General features: G+C 39.8%; 11 protein-coding genes. 8 read left to right on the top strand and 3 right to left on the bottom strand.

Annotated features, from left to right (window positions below; genetic code table 11):
* Positions 1 to 7: 7 nt before the first annotated feature.
* Positions 8 to 997 (bottom strand): bestrophin family protein, encoded by a 990-nt coding sequence (locus BUF13_RS10535; RefSeq protein WP_073571779.1) that lies wholly within the window; start codon positions 995 to 997, stop codon positions 8 to 10.
* Between the two features lie 204 nt (positions 998 to 1,201).
* Here BUF13_RS10535 and BUF13_RS10530 point away from each other — a divergent pair, with 204 nt between their 5' ends.
* The 4 genes from BUF13_RS10530 (at position 1,202) to BUF13_RS10510 (ending at position 11,570) form a co-directional block, all read left to right on the top strand.
* The gene (locus tag BUF13_RS10530; protein ID WP_073571778.1) at positions 1,202 to 3,628 is read left to right on the top strand and encodes an ABC transporter permease; all 2,427 of its coding nucleotides are present in this window, start codon (positions 1,202 to 1,204) and stop codon (positions 3,626 to 3,628) included.
* 139 nt (positions 3,629 to 3,767) lie between these two features.
* Complete coding sequence (locus BUF13_RS10525) at positions 3,768 to 6,224, top strand: ABC transporter permease (RefSeq protein ID WP_073571777.1); 2,457 nt, start codon at positions 3,768 to 3,770, stop codon at positions 6,222 to 6,224.
* A 367-nt stretch (positions 6,225 to 6,591) separates the two neighbouring features.
* The gene (locus tag BUF13_RS10515; RefSeq protein WP_073571775.1) at positions 6,592 to 9,009 is read left to right on the top strand and encodes an ABC transporter permease; all 2,418 of its coding nucleotides are present in this window, start codon (positions 6,592 to 6,594) and stop codon (positions 9,007 to 9,009) included.
* Positions 9,010 to 9,206: 197 nt separating this feature from the next.
* Positions 9,207 to 11,570 carry an ABC transporter permease gene (locus BUF13_RS10510; RefSeq protein ID WP_073571774.1) on the top strand — a complete coding sequence of 788 codons (2,364 nt, stop codon included), beginning with the start codon at positions 9,207 to 9,209 and terminating at the stop codon, positions 11,568 to 11,570.
* Between the two features lie 81 nt (positions 11,571 to 11,651).
* On the opposite strand, the gene BUF13_RS10505 is transcribed toward BUF13_RS10510, so the two are convergent.
* Positions 11,652 to 13,043: an FAD-binding oxidoreductase gene (locus BUF13_RS10505; RefSeq protein ID WP_073571773.1), complete on the bottom strand. Its 1,392-nt coding sequence runs from the start codon at positions 13,041 to 13,043 to the stop codon at positions 11,652 to 11,654.
* Between the two features lie 81 nt (positions 13,044 to 13,124).
* Complete coding sequence (locus BUF13_RS10500) at positions 13,125 to 14,438, bottom strand: adenylate/guanylate cyclase domain-containing protein (RefSeq protein ID WP_073571772.1); 1,314 nt, start codon at positions 14,436 to 14,438, stop codon at positions 13,125 to 13,127.
* Positions 14,439 to 14,708: 270 nt separating this feature from the next.
* Between BUF13_RS10500 and BUF13_RS10495 the strand changes: the two genes are divergently transcribed.
* The 4 genes from BUF13_RS10495 (at position 14,709) to BUF13_RS10480 (ending at position 21,203) form a co-directional block, all read left to right on the top strand.
* Positions 14,709 to 16,580 (top strand): ATP-binding protein, encoded by a 1,872-nt coding sequence (locus BUF13_RS10495; protein WP_073571771.1) that lies wholly within the window; start codon positions 14,709 to 14,711, stop codon positions 16,578 to 16,580.
* 20 nt (positions 16,581 to 16,600) lie between these two features.
* Positions 16,601 to 17,242 carry a response regulator gene (locus BUF13_RS10490; RefSeq protein WP_073571770.1) on the top strand — a complete coding sequence of 214 codons (642 nt, stop codon included), beginning with the start codon at positions 16,601 to 16,603 and terminating at the stop codon, positions 17,240 to 17,242.
* Positions 17,243 to 17,583: 341 nt separating this feature from the next.
* Positions 17,584 to 20,025, top strand: coding sequence for an ABC transporter permease (locus tag BUF13_RS10485; protein ID WP_073571769.1), 2,442 nt, complete (start codon positions 17,584 to 17,586; stop codon positions 20,023 to 20,025).
* A 233-nt stretch (positions 20,026 to 20,258) separates the two neighbouring features.
* Complete coding sequence (locus BUF13_RS10480) at positions 20,259 to 21,203, top strand: DUF4097 family beta strand repeat-containing protein (protein WP_073571768.1); 945 nt, start codon at positions 20,259 to 20,261, stop codon at positions 21,201 to 21,203.
* Positions 21,204 to 21,206 lie beyond the last annotated feature (3 nt).

Here is a 21,206-nt window from a genome sequence, read left to right as displayed (position 1 = left end):
TTTGGTTTTACATTAAAAATCCATTTTCCACTGGATAAGGATCTGGAATGTCCTTGTCTCTGATCATTTCGAGCAAATCAATTTCAATTGCTCTCGTAATCGATGAAATAGGCACATCATTATAAGCTGATTCAAATGGGTTTTCGGAATAGTCACCGATTCGATCCACCAAAAAGAAAATCCAGATGATGATTCCAGAAAATGGAATGGTCATCCAATGATGGAGGCTGTCTGATTGGATAAAAATATCCAAAAGGCCAAATGGAATCAGTGCGCAGAAAATGTAATTGATAAAAAGACCCGTAGAGGCATATTGACGTGGAAAAGGGAAGTTTTTGATCCGCTCTGTCATTCCCTGATCTGTATAGAGACGCGTGATCAATTCATGAAGCCAGATGTGCTTGAATTCCGAAATTTGACCGCTATCCTCCAATTCCTTCACAGCTTTAGTCTGATTGAGTAGAATCTGACTCGGAAGGTTACTGTGTTTTTTCAATTCTTCGATTTCTTCCTTTGAAAGGTAACGTTTGATTTCTGGGAATACTCCCTGAATGGCTTCCTCCATAAAATGTGGCGTAAAAATCAGCTTGTCAACCGCCCCATTGTGCTCCCAAGATTTACCGGCTCTCATGGCATGTTTCAGTGCAATAACCCAAGCCAGATGTCTGTAAATGATTTCCTTTTTCTTCTTATCAGAGACTTCTTCTGAGACAGGAAGAGATATGATTCCTGTTGCAAAAGATCGGCTGTCGTTGATGATTGCTCCCCAGATTTTTCTGGCCTCCCATGTTCTGTCGTAGGAGGAGTTGTTTTTAAAACCCAGATAAAAAGCCACGGCAATACCAATTACAGAAATAGGTTGCCAGGGTAGGTAAAATGGGATTTTGGTGATTTCATAAATTAGGATCACCGCAGCAGAATATAGGAACCCGTTGACTAGAAGCTTTCTTGACCAACGAATGGTGCTATAGATATGATAATGCCTTTTGACGTACATAGGTGATGATTTTTTTCTTTAAACTACTGATTTTTAACCGATTTTGCTATAGGATGTGAACTAGGGAATTCCATTGCTCGAAATCGGACGAAACTGTTCGGATCTTTTAGGGAGAATATCGGAAAATGGCCTTAGAGTGCTTAATTCGGCCATTTATTACTGGCATAATCCTAGGGTAATTACTTATGCAAACCTGAATCTATTATGCTCAAAAACTACCTGAAAATAGCTTGGAGAACTCTTCGGAAAAATAAACTCTATACGGGATTGAACATTTTTGGGCTGAGTTTAGGCTTGAGCAGCTTTTTGATCATTCTCTTGTTTGTTCAGGATGAATTGAGCTATGATCGTTATTTGACGGACTCAGATCAGATTTTTAGGGTTAGTGCGAATTGGGGGAATGCTGAAACTGCAAGTTATGCGACTGCACCTCCAGCTTTGGGAGTAAGGGTGTCAGAGGATATTCCTGAAGTAGAGGCAATGACTAGGATTTTGAAATGGAATGACTTTACGATCCAGCCTGCTACTGGCCCTAACAAGGAACAGGTTTTCAGAGAAGAAAAAGTGTTCTACGCCGAGCCTGGATTTTTCAATGTCTTCGATCTACCCGTTTTGGCAGGAAGTAAGGAGAAAGCACTCTCTGAGCCCAATCTTTTAGCTATTTCGGCATCCATGGCTCAAAAGTATTTTGGTGATTTGGCTCCGCAGGAATTGATTGGGAAAGCTCTGATGATTGGTAGCAATGAGCCGGTAGCAAGAGAAATAGCAGTAGTCTTTGAAGATTTGCCTACTCAGTCGCACATGCATTTTGATATGCTCGTCTATGAACCAGGAATGTACCAAGAGATCTTTTTAATGGACTCCTGGACTTGGCCTATTTTGAATACCTACTTGAAATTTCCGAAGGGAAAGCAAGAAGAGGTTCAAGGGAAATTAAACCAGATCGTTGCCAATTATGCGGTTCCGGCATTCGGAAGTGAGGAGGAAGGTTCAGACTTCAACTTACAACTGATGCCCATTAAAGATATCCATTTGAAATCTCATCTGCTTCGGGAAATGGAAGCTAATGGATATGAGAGTTATGTCTACATGTTTTCTCTGGTGGCCCTTTTCGTATTGCTTTTGGCATGCATCAATTTCATGAATTTGGCGACAGCGAAAGCTGGATTGAGAAGCATGGAAGTTGGAGTTCGAAAAGAAATGGGCTCTCAAAAGTCGCAACTTGTCTTTCAGTTTTTAACTGAGGCGTTTTTGGTTGTTGTTGTAGCGATGGGGATTTCATTGATTTTGGTTCAATTATCCAATGGCTTGTTTAATCAGATTTCAGGAAAAGACCTTCAGTTTAACCTACTACAGAATCCTTTGATTTTGAGCTTGGTCCCTGTCTTGATTGTTGTTTTGACCTTCTTGTCTGGAGCCTATCCGGCATTTTACCTTTCTTCCTTCAAACCGCTGCTGGTGATCAAACAGCAAATGGGAATCGGTAAAAATTCGCATACTTTCCGAAATGCCCTAGTGGTTTTCCAGTTTGCTACTTCCCTGGCTTTGATTATTTGCACGCTCTTAGTTCAGAGACAGGTGAGCTTTTTTCAAAACTCAAATCCTGGATTTAATAAGGAACAACTCCTGATAATTCATAACGACGGGGAAATTCAAAATGAAGAAAGAGAAGCTTTCAAAAACATGCTTGCTTCTCAATCTCAAATCAATTCTATTAGCTTTTCGACAGGGATTCCAATGACAGGACAGTTTCAAATGCGTTCTTTCAATCTGAGAGATGATGAATTGGAACATGGAATGAATTGGTATGAAGCGGATCCTGATTATTTGGACGCCTACCAATTTGAATTGGTGGAAGGCCGTAACTTTTCTTTGGTGGAAGGTGCTGATAAAAGTAAAATCCTAATCAATCAAAAAGCTGCTGAGTTTTTAGGGATTGCAGATGATCCAGTTGGGAAAATTGTCATCAGGAATCAGGGTGAAAATGATGAAGCGCAACTCGAAGTAATCGGTATGGTGGAGGATTTCAACTTTGAATCATTCCGGAATGAAATCAAACCCTTGGTGATCGAATACATGCATGATTACTATCTCAGGGATTATATCAGTATTAGACTGACGGTGAACCCAACTGAAGCGGGGGTTGATAACATCCAAAAAACCTGGGAATCTTTTGTTTCCAGAGTTCCGATGAACTATACCTTTTTTGATCAGGATTTTGCAAGAATGTATCAATCCGAGATGAAAATGGCTGATCTGCTAAAGGTGCTGACATTTTTATCCATTTTGATAGCATGTTTGGGACTATTTGGATTGACAGCTTACACCACCCATTTAAGGACGAAAGAGATTGGTATTCGAAAAGTATTTGGGGCTAGTGCTACGGAGATTTTCGTGATGCTTTCAGCTTCCTTTTTAAAGTTGGTCTTGATAGCTGTTGTCGTAGCTATTCCGGTTTCAATTTATCTGACCAATCAATGGCTTGAAGAATATGCCTACAAAGCGGGGATCAGCTTAGGCTTGATTTTGCTATCAGTTTTGGCCTGCTTTGGACTTGCCGTTTTGACGATTTTCTTCCAAAGCTATCAAAGTATTCGCTCCGAACCCATTCAAAGCTTGAAGGATGATTGAGATTAAAGTATCTAGAATCAAGAACCAAGAACCAAGAGAAAAGAGGTTAGAGATATGGATCAAGATTCGCTGGAAAATTAGTGTATCTGAGACCAATTTTTCAATTTACCAATTTTGAAATATTTCAATTAAGAAAAACATGCTTAAAACCTATATAAAAATAGCTTGGAGAAATCTCAAAAAGAATAAACTGGTTTCTCTCATCAATATCCTAGGCTTGTCTATGGGATTAGCTACCTGTTTGGTGATCAGTTTATATGTGGTCGAGGAATTTAGCTTTGATAGATTCTATTCGAATTCTGACCGGATTTACCGAGTGAATTTGGAAGCCAAAATCGGAAATGAGCTTTTGGATGAAGCCAGCGTGATGGCTCCTGTTGCTGCTACTTTGAAGGAGGAAGTATCCGGAGTGGAAGATGCCACCAGGGTGATGCAATTAAGAAGAGAAACTAAAATAAGACTGGATGATCAGGTGATACGCAAGGGAACCACAGCAATTGTGGACCCTAATTTCTTTCAGATATTCAATCTTCCATTTGTAAAAGGGGATCCAAATACCGCTTTAAACAACATTAATTCTGTGGTGATTACAGAAGATCAGGCAAAGTCGCTTTTTGGGGAGGAAAACCCCATCAATAAGGTAGTTAAGTTGGAGGATATCGGCTACTACACTGGTGAATATCATAATTTCGAAGGAGAATATAATGTCACTGGGGTAATCAAAAATATTCCTTCTAACTCCCATTTTCACTTAGATATGATGATTTCCATGCTGGGAAATTCAAATGCCAAAAATCAAAGTTGGCTTTCAGGAAGCTTTGTGACTTATGTTTTATTAAATGAGCAACGCAATGCGGATCAGATTGAAGACAATCTTTTAGCTATATCCAGAAAGTATATGGAAGGCCAAATGCAGCAGGGGTTAGGGATGAGTTTCGATGAGTTTTTTGCAAAAGGGAACTTTGTATATCTCAAATTGCAAGCTTTGACAGATATACATTTGAACCCGAAGTATAACGGGAAAGGAGATTTTGAAGCGGGAGGTGATATGCAAACTGTCATGATTTATTGTGCGATTGCTGCCTTTATGCTGATCATCGCCTGCATTAATTTCATGAACCTCTCCACCGCAGGGGCTTCTCAAAGACTGAAGGAAATCGGAGTGAGAAAAGTGATGGGTTCTGATAAGCAGCATTTAATTTATCAGTTTTTATCCGAATCGTTTTTGGCAATTTGTCTTGCCATGATTTTAGCTTTTGTCATGACGAGTAGTGTGGTTCCTTTCTTTAATGATTTTGCAGATAAAAGTCTTTCGGTTTGGTCATTAGCCAATCCATTGTATTTGGGTATTATCGCAATGTTGATTCTTTTGGTTACCCTGATGGCAGGGGGATACCCAGCGTTCTTTTTGTCTAGTTTCAAGCCGATAGAATCTTTGAAAAAAAGAGCCTCAGGAGTTAATAAAAGTACTTTTAGAAGTGGATTGGTAGTTTTTCAGTTTGCTGTTTCCGTAGCATTGATCATTGCAACTTTGGTTGTTTCTCAGCAAATGAAATTTATCCAAGACAAAGATATTGGCTATGATAGGGATCAGTTGATTGTGCTTCGAGATGCTGGCTTATTGGGAGAGCATATGGAAGTTTTTATGAATGAACTTCGAGCTGATCCTAGGATTAAAAATGTAACCAACTCAGCTTATATCCCTTCCGGTCCTACCGATAACAGTGTTCAGAATTTGGTTTCAAAAGAGGATCCGACCAACACCATTAGGTTGATGCAATACGGAATAGATGAGGAGTATTTGGCAACGCTGGGAATGGAGTTGGTTTCTGGAAGAACTTTTTCAGCAAATAGGGGGAATGAAAAAAGCAATATAATTCTCAATGAAACTGCAGTTAAAGAATTGGGCATAGAAGGGGATCCGATTGGGGCAGTTTTTGAAATCATGACTAACAATCAAGGAGGGAGAGAAGATGTCCAAGTCATAGGTGTAGTCAAAGACTTTGTGGCAAAGTCCCTTCGTGAACCCATCAAGCCTTTGATGATGGTTTACAATCCCTATTACAGCTTGATTTTGAAAGTGGATAGAGCAGAAATGCAGCCGCTTTTGCAGGATATGGAGAGCACTTGGAACGGCTACAATACCGGAGAAGCTTTTCACTATGCCTTTTTGGATGAGCTTTATAATGAAACCTATATTCAAGAGGCAAAAATGGGGTCATTTCTGATGGTATTGGCCTTGATGACCATTTTTGTTGCCTGTTTGGGACTATTTGGACTGGTTACATTTACAGCTGAGCAAAGAGTCAAAGAGATTGGAGTCCGAAAGGTTTTAGGCGCCACTGTAAATCAGGTAGTTGGTTTGCTGGCCAAAGACTTTATCAAATTGATCGTCATTTCCCTGGTGATTGCCATCCCAATTGGCAAATACCTGATGGATTTGTGGCTAGCCGACTTTGCCTATCATGTGGAGATTAGCTGGTGGGTTTTTGCCTTGGCCTCTGGAATTGCAATCATGATTGCTTTTGGAACCATTAGTTTAAGGAGTGTCAGAGCAGCTTTGATGAATCCTGTAGATAGTTTGAAAAGTGAATAGTTGGAGTCGAGAGCCAAGAGCCAAGAATCGAGAAATAGGAGATAGGAGAAAAGAGAATAGAGATTGGAGATAGTACTTTAAAACTTTCCAAATTTCAACTCCAATCGGAATCCCTTTCGACCGTGAGCGAACATTTTTGTCCGAGAAAATAGATCTTTTAGTTGAAAATGGCGGTTTTTTGGCCCTTTTGGCCTATTTATCATGGCACAAAAGTGGAAAAGCATGGGGAGATCTAGTATCAAGTACGAAGAACTATAAACTGAGAATCAAGAGCCAAGAACCGAGAGAAAAGAGAATTGAAGCCAATTTTTCAATTTTCCAATCCGCCACGGCGGACAAGTAATTCCAATTTTAAAATTCTAATGCCATGCTGAAAAACTACTTTAAAATCGCCTGGAGAAACCTTTTGAAAAAGAAGGTTTATTCTATCATCAACATAGTGGGCCTTGGAATAGGAATGACCTGTTGTGTTTTGATTTTCATGTTCGTTCAGGATGAACTTTCCTATGATCAATACCATGTCAACAAGGATAGAATCTACCGAGTTATTGATGGAGAATCGATAGAGGGCCAAAATCCGGATTATTCTTCTTTTTGGGTTTGGGGAAATGCCCCTGTTGGGCCTGCTCTTCAACTTGATTTTCCTGAGATTGAGAAAGTTGTCCAGTTCTCTGGTAGAGCAGATATCTTGTTTACAGTTGGCGATGTTACTCAGCAAGAGGATGGGATTTTGTTTATGGACTCCACGGTATTTGATGTTTTTAGCTGGGACTTGATTGAAGGAAATCCGAAAACTGCATTAGTTGCTCCCTACAGTGTGGTTTTGACAGAAAGTGCAGCCAAAAAATATTTTGGTGATCAACCTGCTTTGGGAAAAACCATGAAAGGATCAGATGTGGCAGGCAGAGCTAATGGTGGAGATTACACTGTGACCGGTGTAATGGAGGACTTGCCCTCCAATTCCCATTTCAAATTTGAGGTTTTATTGTCGCGTATCACCAATATTCAATCAAGACCTGATGTGTTTGAATCTTGGGGATATGTGGATACTTATACCTATTTCTTGGTCAATGATCAGTTTGATCGGGCTGCATTTGAGGCAAAACTTCCGGATTTTGTCGAGAGAAGGGCTGGGGGTGAAAATGGTGAAAATTATACTGTTGCAATCGAATCCTTGAATGATGTCTACTTGCATTCTGTAGCAGGAAGACAGCCTGGAGAGTTAGGTTCCCTTTCTAATATTTATGTGTTTTCGGTGATTGGCTTATTCATTCTTTCCATTGCCATTATCAATTTTATGAACCTATCCACCGCTAGGTCATTGGAAAGAGCGAAAGAAGTTGGAATCAGAAAATCTATTGGTGCTGATCGAAAAAGTCTGATTTATCAGTTTCTAGGTGAATCATTGATTATTGTTTTGCTTTCTGCGGCAGTTGCGGTGGTTTTGATGGCGATTGCATTGCCATTGATGAATGATTTGACAGGAAAAATATTTGCCTTGCAAAGTGTCATCAACTGGCAAACACTACCATTTATCATAAGCTTAATTATTCTTGTTGGACTTTTGGCTGGATCGTATCCAGCTTTGGTTCTATCCTCATTTAGACCAGTTGCAATCCTCAAAGGGATCAATAAATCTGACCAAAGAGGGGTAAGCCTCAGAAAAGGATTGGTTGTATTTCAATTTAGTCTTTCCATTGCTCTGATAGCTGGGACTATCATCGTCTACAATCAAATGAACCTTTTACTCAATAAGGATATGGGATTTGACAAGGAGCAAATGGTCATAGCAGATTTTAATTATGATGGGAGTGTAACTTCCGTTTCTTCGGCATTAAAAAATGAACTGGAATCCAAATCTGATATTCTTTCTGTGGCTTTTTCCAGAAGTGTTCCAGGAAGTCATTATCCAAATGCCGGTACCAATATTGAAAGCCCGGATGGAGAAATGGTTCTTCAAGTCCAACCAATATTTCAAGTGGGGGTTGATTTTATTGATCATTTTGGATTGGAATTGGCAGCTGGAAGGTCATACTCAAGAGATTATCCTTCAGATTCTACATCCGCGATGGTGTTAAATGAATCTGCCGCTAGACAATATGGCTATTCTAATCCAGAAGAAATTATCGGTAAGAAATTCGATCAATGGGGAAGATCAGGAACAGTCATTGGAGTGGTGAAAGATTTCAATTATACCTCTCTTCATGAGGCGGTTGAACCACTGACTTTACCATTTGCAGCCTATGCTAGCAGATATATGAGTGTCAAAGTGAAAACTGAAAACCTTCCTCAGACTTTGGCTGAAATTGAGAGCGTATGGAAAGAGTTGGTGCCACAAAGACCATTTATTTACAGCTTTTTGGATGAGGATTTCAATACCCAATATGAATCTGATTTTAGATTCAGAAAGATCTTTACCACATTTTCTGTATTGGCCATTTTCATTGCCTGCTTGGGACTTTTGGGCCTTGCTACCTATACAGCAGAACAAAGAACCAAAGAGATTGGAGTCAGAAAAGTATTAGGGGCAAACACAGGAAGTATAGTAGCCTTGCTTTCAAAGGATTTTATCAAGCTTGTTTTAGTGGCTATTGTAATCGCAACTCCGCTTGCTTGGTATGGAATGAATAAATGGCTCGAGGGTTTTGCCTATCAGTCGCAAGTTCACTGGTGGGTATTCTTAATCGCAGGAATATTGGCTGTTGTTGTGGCTTTGGTTACTATCAGTTTCCAATCCATCAAAGCTGCCTCCATGAATCCCGTGAAGAGTTTGAAAAGCGAATAAAGTATAAAGAACCAAGAATCAAGAATCTAGAGCCAAGAGTATGGAGAATAGAGAACAGGGATTGGAGAGTAGAGAATAGAAAACAGAGAATTGTGATTAGAGAAAAGAGATCTGAAAAGAGAGATTTGAGATTAGATAAAAGAGAATATTAAAAAAGGAAATGTGAACAATTGATAGCAATTTTTCAATTCAAATTTATGTGGAAAAACTACTTTAAAATAGCCTGGAGAAATATCACCCGAAGTAAGGGATATGCCTTTATCAATATAGGTGGATTGGGGATTGGGATGGCCGCCTCCATTTTGATTTTGATTTGGGTACAGTTTGAAGTCTCAGTAGATCGGTTTTATGAGAATTCGGATCGGATCTATGCAGCTTGGAGAAACTCTGAAATGCAAGGGGAAATTTCATCTTGGGACTATACACCAGCTCCATATGCTCCTGCCCTTAAAGAAGAATATCCTGAGGTGGAAGAAGTAGCACGTATCACAGAATGGGATCCATTTCTACTAGCGGTGGGCGAGAACAAATTCACCGAACAAACTACCTTCACTGATCCAGGATTTTTCAAGATTTTTAGTTTTGAAGTTGTAGAAGGTGATCCTGTAGAGGCTCTCTCAGCACCAGACAACATTGTTTTAACCGAATCCTTGGCCCAAAAGCTTTTTGGGGAATCTTCAGCAATTGGGAAGACTGTCAAAGCAGAAAACCAACTTGATTTTGAAGTAAAGGCAGTCATTAAAGACCTTCCAGAAAATACGGCGTTTCCTTTTACTGCTTTTTTGTCATTTAAAAAATTGGAGGCCATGGGATGGGTCGATGATTTCTGGGGAAACAACTCCTATAGGACATTTACCATGTTGGCTGAAGGAACCGACATCGCTATATTCAATGATAAGTTTAAAGGCTTTACAAAGAAATATTGGACAGGAGGGGATGATATTTCTGATTTTCTTTTTCCAGTCAAAGATTTGCATTTGTATTCTAAATTTGAAAATGGCCAATCTGTAGGAGGAAAGATCGAGTTGATTCGAATGTTTGGAATAGTATCGGTGATTGTCCTAATCATCGCGGGTATCAACTTTGTTAATTTGAGTACAGCTCAAAGTGAAAAGCGATCCAAAGAAGTTGGGATCCGAAAAATCTCAGGGGCAGGAAAAAGCATGCTTATTGGTCAGTTTTTGGCTGAATCCATACTAATTGCCCTCTGTGCTTATGTACTGGCTTTGGTAATTGTTTCCTTGACTTTCCCTTGGTTTACGGATCTGATCGGGCAGGAATTAAGCAATCCATTTTATCAGCCGTTCTTCTGGATTTTGTCCATAGTCTATATTCTTTTCGTGGGGATTTTGGCAGGAAGCTACCCCGCATTTTTGATGAGTTCATTCAACCCAACTGTGATTTTCAAGTCCAAATTAGGAGTGAAAAGAAATTTGGGAATTCGTCCAAGAGAAGTGCTAGTGGTTTTCCAATTTGCAGTGGTTGTAGCCTTGATTTCCAGTGTTTGGATCATTCGGGATCAGGTGGAATTTGTCCAAAACAGAGATATGGGAATCAATGAAAACAACCTCATATTTCATCAAGTAACAGAGTCTATTCGGAAGAATAAAGTGGCAATGAGAAATGAATTGATGGCATTGCCTGAAGTGGAGAGTGTTACTTATACTTTTTCTCCCTTGACTGAAATCTATAGCGATACCAATTCGATGGATTGGCAAGGGAAAGATCCTGATTATAAGCCCAATATATCCAGAATGGGAGAAGATGCCAATTTGGTAAAAACTGCCGGAATGGAGTTAATCGCCGGTAGAGATATTGATATTTTCAACCATGCAGGAGATAGTAGTTCAGCGATTATCAATGAGAAAACGGTTGAAATCATGGGATTTGATGAACCGATAGGGCAGGTGATCAAAGATGATGATTATGAATTTACTGTGGTTGGAGTCGTAAAGGATTTTATCATGGAATCTCCATTTGAGGAGGCCATACCAATCGTGGTAATTGGTCCTGAAAGGAATCTGAATTTCATTCATATCCGATTGAAGGACGGAGAAAATATGGTCAATTCTCTGGCAAGTGTAGAACAAGTTTTTGCCAAGTTTGATCCAGAATCTCCATTTGAATACAAGTTTGTGGATCAGGAAAATGAGCAGAAATTCAAATCCCAAAAGCAAATTGCAGCTTTGACTTCTCTTTTCTCAGGATTGGCGGTGGTGATATCCTGTATGGGTTTATTTGGCTTGGCGACTTTCATCGCCGAAAGAAGGAAAAAGGAAATATCAGTAAGAAAAGTTTTGGGAGCCTCTGTTTCCAGTTTGGTAGCCTTGCTTTCATCAGAGTTCAGCAAATTGGTATTAGTATCGGTGATCATCGGAATTCCTCTTTCATGGTATTTTATGAAAGATTGGTTGGATACGTTCGACTATAGAACTTCGATCGATTGGAAAATCTTTGTACTAACGGGTATTATCACTTTGGGAATTGCTTTGTTGACAGTGAGCTTTCAGGCGATCAAAGCAGCGCTGATCAATCCTGCGAATACATTGAAGAGTGAGTGATTTGAATTAATTATTCAGTAAAAAAGCCCAATTCAAGCGAAATGGGCTTTTTGATTTATAGACCTCTTTCAAAATTTCGAGTTAATCGGCAGGTTTGATGTTCTGATTTACCTGGAAGAAATTCTCAGGATCGTAGGTCTTTTTGATTTGACTTAGACGATCATAGTTATGGGTATAGCTAGCCTTTATTCTCTCCTGACCTTCATCTTGAATGAAATTCAGATAGGCACCTCCTGAAGAATAAGGGTGAAGGGCTTCCCAATAATCTTTGCACCATTTGGTAATGATTCCTGCATTGGCTGGATCAGGATCCACACCGACATAAACACCCGCATATTTTGCATCTCTATGTGCCCAAGGTGTTGCTGACTTGTCAACACGACTTGCAGCTCCGTTGATCGGGTATAAGTGCATTTGAGAAAGAGGAGTCGGAATTTTGGAGCCAAATTCTAGGTGTTTTTCTCTTACAGCAGGACCCAATTCTTTGAAATAATCTCCTCTCCAATACCATTGCAATCCAGGAGGGAATAAACCATCAAAAAGAGTTTGGATGGAAGGATAAGGCATTTCTCCAACATGGCTGAAAATCGGGTTCTTTGCCATGATAGGAGCAAATACCTCCTCTTGCTTAGAAGGGTCTCCAAGGTATGACCACACAATTCCACAAAACATTTTATTGTGTAAAGCTTCAGGGAATGGAGGGCCTGGAATAACCATGGTTGCAATAAAACCATTTAAATCATCTGGAGCATTTTCGATAAAATCATCATACCAAGCCATGATTTCATCGATCTGCTCAATTGGCCATAGGGTAGGACCTCCGATAATATTTTTAACAGGATGTGCCTGAAATTTGAAAGAGGTAACGATTCCAAAGTTTCCTCCTCCTCCTCGAATTGCCCAAAATAAATCGGGATGTTGGTCTTTATTGACTGTCACAAAGCTACCATCTGCCAAAACCATATCCGCCTCCAAAAGATTATCAATCGTTAACCCATATTTTCTGGATAGGTAACCAACTCCTCCTCCTAATGTAAGCCCTCCCACGCCTGTGGAGGAAATAATTCCTGCAGGTACAGCCAGCCCAAAAGGATGGGTAGCATGATCTACTTCTCCCCATAGATTTCCACCGCCTACTCGCACGGTACTTGTTGCCAAATCCACGTGAACGAACTTGATTCCTGATAGGTCAATCACGATTCCATCATTGCAGAGTCCCAATCCGCCACCGTTGTGACCACCGCCTCGGACGGCTGTCAAAAGTCCGTTTTCGCGGGCAAAATTGACCGAATAGATGACATCTGCGACATCTACACATTTGACAATCATTTCAGGACGCTTATCGATCATTCCATTAAATACCTTTCTGGTTTGGTCGTATTCCTGATCCTCTGGAAAAATAATCTTTCCTCTAATCTGAGTCTTAAAAGCCTCAATCACTGTTTCATTCAACGCGTTAATTTCTGTAGACATGATAATTAGTTTTAGAAAATTGGATTAAAAATGTATTTGATATTGTACTGCTGAGGCTTTTATTGAAAGGCCTCGAATATCTTAGGCGTAGGACTTCATACTGTCTATGACAAAATCCAAAGCCTGATTCCAAGCCTCAATGGTTTGTGGAGATCTGTTGTCACCAATAACTTCATCTATGGTTTCGAGCATCGCTTTCTTGACCACTGGATAGTACTCTGCCTTCACTCCGTAGTGTACATGGCTTTTTCCTAAAGTCTCCAATCCCTTGACCAAATGTTCAGGACGTGAGAGCGAGTAAACAATTCCCCCCAGCATATGGGTGAGCAATCTTCCTTGGTCGGTCATATTGTTTCTGAAAAGTGCCCGTACATGGGGAGCCATTTCAAAAACTTTGTCATAGAATATCTTGGCAAATTTGTCTTCATCCTCCAATAGGATATTCATGGAGTATTGGAGTTCCAGTTGAAGGTTCATTTCCTTAAAACCTAGCAGCTCCATCAAAGTCAAGGGCTCATCTTTTCCAGCAACTTTGTTATTAAAGGTTCTTCCGATATGAAAGGCATCTTGCTTCAAATGCTGATAGACTGAATCGGAAATCAGGATGTTGGTTTGCGTTGCCTTGGTTTCAGTTTGGATTCTGCTGGCAACATTCACCGGGTCACCAATGACAGAGAACTGCTTGAATGTGGGATGTCCTAAAACCCCCAGGAATGCTGTTCCAAAATTGATCCCTATGCCGGATTTCAAGGTAATTCCAATGTCTTTGAGGTCTGATTTATTGAGGGTTTCTAGTGCATATTGCATACCTAGAGCAGCTCGAACAGCATCTTCACAATTTTTCTCAGCTGTGCCTCCAGTGGTTCCAAAAACCCCGACTATTTCATCACCGGCATATTGGTAGATGATTCCATTATTCATGAGAATAGGTTCTCCTAATGCTGTATAAAACTTATTCAGCATAAAGGCGATGTCGAAATTGAGGTTGTTGGAGGAGAGATTGGTATAGTTTCTTAAATCGCAAAAGAGGATCGCAATAGGTCTTTCTTCGGCTCTTCCTTTTGGCACCAGTTCCTTTTGAAGGTTATTGACTTCTCCGCTTGACCAGATCAATCGCTGTAAAGTAACATCTCCTTTTGGACGTGCCTGGCATGCCAATCTTATAGAAGGATCCCATTTGCGAGCATGAGAACTAGCCTTCTCATATTCGGTTTTTGGACTCAAATTGCCAATGCCGTCCATGACTCTAACCCGGCAGGTAGTACAAATCCCATGACCGCCACACTCATGCATGTGCGTGATTTGGTTTTGCAATGAAATGTCTAATAAGGACTGCCCTTGCGGTGTGAATTCTACTTCTCGATTGATTGCTAAATAATTGATTTTATGTGTCATAGCTTTGAAATTTTGAAAAGTAATCGGAACGGATCAAAGGTAGAGGGACTCCTTTTTTTGTTTTACACCCTATACTATGATTTCAAAAAATCATCCTTCTGTTAGAGATTTTCTCACACAATTGTGTGATATAAAAGAGTCATGGTTTTGGGTGTTGTCAGAAAATGAGAATTGGATAACTTTGGATTCTGATGCTTTTGATTCTGAAAAGCATATTTTTTAAAAAATGATTACGCGTACATTTCCCTTTTTTCTTTAAAAAATTTCGTAATGAAGGTGATTTGGTGTTTAATATTTGTTTTTGTCTTTAACCAGAAGCTACATGCCTTGCAAGGGGAATCCTTGGATAGTCTCAAGCAGGTGGTTGTTGATATGCCTGATGATTCTTTGAAGACTGAAACGTTTTTAAGGATTGCTTATATGCTCTATGCGGGAGATGAATCAGAACGCTATGCGATGCAAGGATTGATCCTTGCCAAAAAACTTAAAAATCTTCCTCTCATTGGAAAAGCTTATCATCGCCTGGCATGGTGTCATGGATTGGATGAAATGGATAAAAAATCGGCCTATTTGGACAGTGCGAGCCTAGTTTTCAGCTCTCTGAATGATACCAATGGATTGGGAAATGTCTTTGACACCAAAGGAACCATGCTCATGACTTATGGGTCTTTGGAAGAAGCGATGATTTCCTATCAGCAAGCCTATGATTATTATGCTCAAAGTGATAATAAAGAAAGGGAAGCTGCAGTGTTGAACAATTGGGCTATCGCTGAATATTCCCTTGGAAATCCGGAGGAAGCTATCAGAAAGTTCAATGAGGCGTTGGCATTCCGCATTGTGGAGAATCCTGTTTCCAGAATAGATATTGCCAGGCTATATCAAGGGTTAGGCGAATGTCATAGAATGCTCGGGAATTGGGGTTTGGCGGCAAAAAATTACCTAAAAGGGTATGAACATAGGAAAGCAGCAAATAACATTGGTGTAACCGAATCCCTATTGAGTTTGGCTTCACTTTTTTATGAACTGGCTGAAAATAAAGTTGATACCACTGAGCTATTGGGAGTAATCCAGGAGAATGGCTTTGAAAATTCTCAACAGTTTATCCAGATGGCCGAAAATACACCTGGTGTAGAGGATAGAGTAGGGATTCAGGATGCCATTATGGAGGCCAAAAAGAAGCGATTTTTATTAGCTGGAGATTTTGAGTCAGCCTATCAAATTTTACTTCAACAGAAAAAGTTTCAAGAGGATTATCTGTTGAGAGAAAGTAGCCTCGAGGCTTTGGCAGATATGAAAATCAAGTTTGAAAAAGACCAATTGACCATCAAGTTGCTGGAAGAGGAGGTGGTCAACCAAAAATATCAGGAGCGATTGACAATGCTTTGGATTTTCTTAGGTGCCATGCTTTTACTTTTAGTGATCGGATTTCTTTACAATCAAAACAGAGCCAAATCGGCTCAACTTGAATTGAATGAAGCTCATCGTGAGCAACAGATCATCGCCATGAAGTCCATGTTGGAAGGTCAGGAAAAAGAAAGGTCTAGAATAGCTCGGGACCTACACGACGGTTTGGGAAATCTACTTTCCACCTTGAAAGTCAATTTTGGAAGTCTTCAAGTGAATTTTGACGATCAATATTCTCAGAAGATATATGGTTCGGCAAGCCAAATGATCGATGAGGCTTGTACAGAAGTTCGCAAGATTGCTCATGAAATGATGCCGCAAGCCCTAAAGAAACTGGGCTTGAAAAAAGCCTTGGAGGATTTAGTGCTAAAAATGAACTCGAGTCATGAGTTCGAAACTGAATTTCATGTACATGGAAAAGAGCAAATCTTTGATGATAATACCAATGTGATGTTGTATCGAATTGTACAGGAGGCATTGAATAATATCGTCAAATATGCCAAGGCCTCTGAAGTCTTGATTCAGTTGACTTATTCTGAAGAATGGATTGATTTGACGATAGAAGATGATGGAGTCGGATTTGATCCCAAGAAAATAGATCCTGATAAGGGAATGGGGTTGAAAAGTATCGCTTTTAGAACAGAATTTATTGGAGGAACCTTGGATCTGACCAGCAGTCCGGGAAGAGGAACTCTGATCGCTATCAATATCCCTCTAAAACCAGAATCCAATACTTAGTATTTGCAAACCCAAAAGCTATGGAAAAGATAAAAGTATTACTCGCGGATGACCACCAGATCATGTTGGATGGTTTGCAGGCAATTTTTGCAAAGGATGATTCCTTGCAGGTGGTGGGTACAGCTCGTAATGGGCTGGAAGTTCTCGAATTCGTCAAAAAAGAGCCAGTGGATGTCCTTTTACTGGACTTGCAAATGCCAGTCATGGATGGATTGGAAACAACGATGCATGTATTAAAATCTCATCCCGATATCAAAGTCATTCTGCTGACTACCAATGATGAAGGGAGTATTATCACGTCCATTTTTAAGTTGGGAGCAACGGGGTATCTGCTAAAAAATGCATCTAAAGAATATTTGATTCAGGGGATTAAAGATGCCTATGAAGGTAAGAAAGTTCTTAGCGCTCATTTGACCGAAAAAATGATAGAAAGCCTGACTGAAAAGCCCAAAGTCAGAAAAGGAGAGATACCCAAAATCACCAAAAGGGAAATAGAGGTAGTAAAATTGATCGCTAAAGAATTTACAACTCAGGAAATTGCCGATGCACTTTTTGTAAGTACCAACACGGTAGCAACCCACAAGAGAAATTTGTTTGTGAAAATGGATGTAAAAAATTCCGTGGGAATGATCAAAAAAGCTGTGGATTGGGGATTGATTTAAAATTTATTGCACATATCCTCTTTTGCACCACAATCCTTATTTCCTTTGCTGAACATGGCCGGAAGACCGATGACGGATGACCGAAGTTTGCTAGACTGGTACTTCAAAGTTGCTTTTAGGCTATCCTTGATTATACTGGCAAAATTGCGGACAATCATAAAATTTTTAAACCCAAAATGGACGATAATGTCCGATATAGAATAGTTTGATTTTTTAAAATCGTGCTCTGGATACCCTCAACAAGGTTTTGATGGTTTGGTATGAAAATATTGCTGAAAATGAGTGTTTTAAGGTCTGTTAAATACCTGTAACCTTTTCTTTCCTAATCTCATCAAAGCAATATGCTGAAAAACTACATTTTAATCGCTTGGAGGAATTTGCTTAGAAATAAGTCTTTTAGCCTCATTAATATTTTGGGATTGGCGGTGAGCATGTCCGTTTGTCTTTTGATCATCATGGTTTTGGTGGATCAATACAGCTACGACACTTATCATTCCAAAAAAGACAGGATTTATAGGGTTCACACGACCCGTTATCAAGAGAATAATGGAGAGACTGCCAGCTCAGCCCTTCCATTGGCGGAGCGACTGAGGGCTGATTATCCCATTATTGAAGAATCAGCAGCACTTAATAAGGAGATTGGAGGGGATGTGATTTACGAAGATAAATTTGCCACTGGAGGAGGATATTTTGCCGATGGAAATCTTTTTAAAATCCTGGATTTCTCCTGGAAAGAGGGCGATCCCAATACCGCTTTGCAGGAACCCTATTCTTTGGTGATATCCTCAGAAATGGCTGAAATTCTTTTTAAAGATGAATCGGCTTTGGGCAAAACGGTAGCTTTTCATGATAAGGACATCAAGCCGATGGATATTGAGGAGGGAAATATTGAAACCGACTTTGGCTACTTTACTATCACGGGTGTTCTGAATCCTACACCTGGAAAAACACATCTTCCCTTCAAATTATTGGCATCCTTGAGTACGATCAAATCTTTGCCTGAAGGAGCTGTTTTTTCAAAAAAGGATGAGGACTGGGATGATGTATGGACTAATTATACCTATGTGCTTTTGAAAGAAGGTCAGCAAAAAGCAAGCCTTCAGAGTGCTTTGGATGAAATCTCTGAGCGGATTTATGGTCAAAAGTATGAAGGGAAGCATTCTTTCAAGGCAGTGTCAATAAGGGATATTACCCCAATCGGTTTTATTGGGAATACGACCCACGTATCTATTCCAAAAGTGGTTTTGCTCATTTTGGGGATCTTGTGTTTGATAGTGATGTTTTCGGCTTGTTTGAATTACACCAATATGTCTGTCGCAAGATCATTGACGCGTGTCAAGGAAGTTGGAATTAGAAAAGTGTCAGGAGCAAATAGAAAGCAGATTTTCGCTCAATTTATTACTGAAGCTGTAGTGATTTCGCTTTGTTCATTGCTCTTCGCTTTTGCCATTTTGCAAGTTCTTCAAGTTGGTTTTGAAAACTTGACATTCAATCAATATCTGAAGATTTCTTTTCAACAGAGTCTTCCGGCAATGCTTCTATTTTTGATTTTCAGTTTATTGGTGGGGTTTGTAGCAGGTCTACTTCCGGCGACTTATGTGGCTAAACTCAATCCCATTAACCTGTTCAATAGATTATCAGGAGTAAAGCTTTTTAAAAGCATGGGAATCAGAAATGCCCTCATGGTCGTGCAGTTTACCATCTCTTTAATTTTCATCATCTCTGTAGTCTTGATCCAGTCTCAGGCTCGCCATATTTTAAATTTTGACTTTGGCTTTGACAAAGAAAATATCGTGACTGTAAAGCTATTTGATGCTGATAATTACGATCGTTTTGCGCAAGCTCTTTCTTCTAATCCCAATGTGTCATCAGTGGGAGGAAGTTCATTGATCCCTGCAGCTGGTTGGAATTTTGGAACTGAGGTAGTCAACCCTGAAAATCCAACTGACAGTGTTTCTACCAATTTTTTTGATATCAATTCCGGTGCTGTGGAAACCTTGGGATTGGAAATAATAGCTGGTAAAAACCTACCTTTTGAAGGAAGTGAAAATCAGGTTTTGATCAATGAAACAGCTTTGAGAAACTTCAATTTGGGATCGGTGGAGGAGGCCATCGGAAAACAAATTGTAATACTTGATGGAGAAAACTTTCAAAATGCTGAAGTAACTGGAGTGGTTAAGGATTTTCAATTTTTATCTCCAGATAGACCGATGGAGAGTTTGTTGATGAGAAACAGAAATTCAGCTTTGGGGTTTGCCATGGTCAAAATCTCTGGAACCAACCCATCTAAAACGGTGGCATCCTTGGAAAACACATGGAAAGAAGTAAATCCCAACTCTAAGTTTTCTTACAAATATCTGGATCAGGAGCTTCTATTTATTCATGAGGTTCTAGGGGATGTGATGTCAGTAATCGGCCTGATTTCATTCTTGGCGATCTTCGTGTCTTGTCTGGGATTGTTGGGAATGGCAACCTATACGGCCCAAACCAGAGTGAAGGAAATAGGCATCAGAAAGACCTTGGGTTCCAGTATCCCACAAATCATTGTTTTGCTTTCCAAAGGCTTTGTTACACTTCTTTTGGTTGCGACATTGATAGCCGTGCCAGCTGCTTATTTCATCAATAACCTATGGTTGGAATTCTTTGCTTCTCGCGTGAATATTGGTGTGGTTCCGATAGGCATAGGTGTTGGATCCATTCTGATTATCAGTTTGGGAATTATTTTCTCCCAAGCATACAGAGCGGCTATTGTCAATCCGATAGAGAGCCTGAAAAACGAATAGTTTTTGTTCGTAGGCGGTCAAAGATGTCCGTCTTATTTCAACCTAAGATCTTGAATAGGTTGGGGTTTAAAATTTTTTATCATTGAATTGTCTTATTGAGCGGAGTCGAAATATGGCCTCAGTGGCCCAGAAATAGATTTCGACTTCGCTCATTCTGATTTTGATGGTGTATATCTGAACAGCTTTTTCCGATGGCATACTATTGGGAATAGACTGATCAAATAAAAATACCAATGAATACGAGACCAATTTTCCCAATCCTTTTTCTGTTTGCCTTTTTTCAATTGGGTTTGACAGAGGCATTCAGTCAAGATAATAAAGAGCCTTTTAGAACAGAGCGTTTTTCAATTTCGGAAGGAACAACCTTGGAAACCGAACTTTCAGGTTCTTCCATTGCTATTGAAAGAGGCAATGTTAGTGAAATGGTAGTCCATATGTTTTTGAAAAAGAACGGAGAATATTTCTTGGAATCTGATTCTGAAACTCAAGATTTTTTGGAGGATTTTGATGTGGATGTTCATCAATCTGGGAAAACTGTGACTATTTCTGCTAAGCCAAAATCCAATTTCAATTTTAGCTGGGGAAGCAAACCAAGTTTGTCCTTTTTGGTAATAACTCCTGGTGATCTAGACACGCACATCAGAACCAGTGGCGGATCAGTTTCTCTTCAACAAATCAATGGAACCCATGATTTGGCAAGTAGCGGTGGCTCAATTAGAGTTGCTGACAGCAAAGGAGAAGTTATTTCTAAATCTTCTGGAGGAAGCATTAGTCTAACCGATTTTGTTGGAGAGGTAGATGTAAGAACCAGTGGTGGATCGATAAAAATAGAAGGACTGGAAGGTGATTTGATCGCGAGTACATCAGGTGGAGGAATGAGCCTTTCTCATATTTCCGGATCAATTGATGCAAGCTCCAGTGGTGGATCTATCAAAGCTTCTTTGGATAGAGTGGATGGTGATATGAATTTCAAATCTAGTGGCGGAAGTATTCAGGTCGCATTAACTGATAATGCAAAATTTGATATTGAAGTAAGAGGAGGAGGAATTCGTTCAGATTTGGATCACTTCAATGGTACTATTACAAAGGATAAGATTTCAGGTTCTGTAAATGGGGGAGGTCCTGCCATTTCTATGCAATCTTCGGGAGGTTCTATTAGAGTTTCCAATACTGATTAATCT

The sequence above is a fragment of the Algoriphagus zhangzhouensis genome (assembly GCF_900148515.1).
Lineage (GTDB): Bacteria > Bacteroidota > Bacteroidia > Cytophagales > Cyclobacteriaceae > Algoriphagus > Algoriphagus zhangzhouensis.
Note: the sequence above shows the minus strand (reverse complement) of the source record. Positions and strands in the feature narration are given on the sequence as shown.